Source organism: Kocuria tytonicola, from assembly GCF_003687455.1.
GTDB classification, from domain to species: domain Bacteria; phylum Actinomycetota; class Actinomycetes; order Actinomycetales; family Micrococcaceae; genus Kocuria; species Kocuria tytonicola.
Genome location: NZ_PHOA01000185.1, coordinates 1 through 1,719, shown reverse-complemented (window position 1 = coordinate 1,719; position 1,719 = coordinate 1). Strand labels below are relative to the sequence as shown.

Genomic DNA, 1,719 nt, shown 5'->3' with positions numbered 1-1,719 from the left:
GAGCCGACACCATGGACAATCCCCAGCCCACCGTCTCCGACGCCGCGGTGACCGCCCTGCACACCGGCGCGGTGCGCCAGCAGCAGTGGGACGGCCGCGAGCTCGAGACCGCAGCAGAGAAGGCTCCCCGCAGCGGCAGGGTCTTCCTCAGCGGCACGGGTTTCATCGGCGACGAGCAGGGCGACCTCAAGAACCACGGCGGACCGGACAAGGCCGTGTGCTGCTACCCGGCGGAGAACTACGACGCCTGGCTGCGGGAGGGCCGTGACCTCGCCGCCGGGGCGTTCTCGGAGAACCTCACGCTGCGCGGTGCCACCGAGGACCGCGTCTTCCTGGGGGACGTGTTCCAGGTGGGGACGGCCCTCGTGCAGGTCACCCAGCCGCGCACGCCCTGCAACACCATTTCCCGGCGCTGGTCGGACTGGGACCTGCCGCGCGAGATGGAGCGGACCGCGCGCACTGGCTTCTACCTGCGTGTCCTGCGGGAGGGGCACGTGGCCGCCGGGGACGCCTTCGAGTTCGTGAGCCGGCCCACGGGGGCGGTGTCCGTGAGCGACGTCGTGCGCACCATGGACGCGGGCGTCGCGGACCGGGACGCGTACCGCGCTCTCACGCGCGCCCCCGAGTTCCCCGAGAAGTGGCGCCGCCAGATCCTGCGTCGCCTCGGTGAGGACACCCTACTCTGAGCGGGCGACGACGCCGCGCCGCCACCCAGCCGCAAGACCGAATGCCCAGGAGGGATCCCAGATGACCCAGGACACCTCGCCCCAGCTGCCGCACCCCCTCACCGGAAAGCTTTTCCCGTCTCCCGTGCCGCCCGGCGCCGACTGGCCGGAGGACCCCGCCGCGGCGGACACCCCGGTGGCCCACGACGCCGCCCGTGTGCGTGATCTCGCCGCGACAGCCGCGGACGTGGGCCAGCTCAACGCCATGGCCAGCGTGTGCCGCGCGTGCGACCGGCTGGTGCAGTGGCGTGAGGACGTGGCCGAGCGCAAGCGGGCGTCGTTCGCCGGGGAACCGTACTGGGGCCGACCGGTGCCGTCCTACGGGGATCCCCGGGCACGGCTCGCCGTCATCGGTCTCGCCCCCGCGGCCAACGGCGGCAACCGCACCGGGCGCATGTTCACGGGAGACCGTGCGGGGGACTGGATCTACGCGGCCCTGCACCGTGCGGGGTTCGCCGAGCACGAGACCGTGAGCACCGCCGGGGACGGCCAGGCCCTGCACGGGGTCCGCATGGTGGCGCCCGTGCGCTGCGCCCCGCCCGCCAACAAGCCGACCCCCGTCGAGAAGGCCACGTGCGGTGGCTGGTTCGACGCCGAGATCGGGTTGCTCACCGAGCTGCGCGGCATGCTTGCCCTCGGTGGGATCGCGTGGCAAACGGTCCTGGCCGCCACCGCCCGGATGGGCTGGGAGGTGCCGCGCCCGCGCCCCACGTTCGGCCACGGCGCCGTCGCCCACCTGCGCACACCGGACGGGCGGGACGTCCGGCTCGTGGGCTGCTACCACGTGAGCCAGCGCAACACCTTCACGGGCCTGCTCACCGAGCAGATGCTCGACGACGCCCTGGCCCTGGCCGCCGCGCCGCCCGCCTAGGGCGTGTCTGACAAAGCCTTCGTCCAGGTGATGACGGAGTGCAGGATGATGGCGGCGCGGTAGGTCACAGCGTGTTTGTCGTACCGGGTTGCGATGGCGCGCCATTGTTTGAGGTGGCAGTAG

Annotated in this window: 2 protein-coding genes and 1 pseudogene; 2 read left to right on the top strand and 1 reads right to left on the bottom strand. The window is 72.8% G+C overall.

What is annotated here, in order from left to right:
* The coding region (locus CWC38_RS11715) for an MOSC domain-containing protein (RefSeq protein WP_240625256.1) at nt 1-686 on the top strand (686 nt) is incomplete at its 5' end.
* A 61-nt stretch (nt 687-747) separates the two neighbouring features.
* A complete protein-coding gene (locus tag CWC38_RS11710; RefSeq protein WP_121846878.1) occupies nt 748-1,596 on the top strand; it encodes a uracil-DNA glycosylase in 849 nt (282 codons plus the stop codon).
* Here CWC38_RS11710 and CWC38_RS12515 read toward each other — a convergent pair.
* Nucleotides 1,593-1,719: pseudogene (locus CWC38_RS12515) on the bottom strand (IS5/IS1182 family transposase); the annotation flags it as partial. The gene CWC38_RS11710 and the pseudogene CWC38_RS12515 sit on opposite strands and share 4 nt — an antisense overlap.

Bases quoted from the DNA above. Each gene is read 5' to 3' on its own strand.
- CWC38_RS11710 (WP_121846878.1), top strand. From the start codon at position 748: ATGACCCAGGACACCTCGCCCCAGCTGCCGCACCCCCTCACCGGAAAG.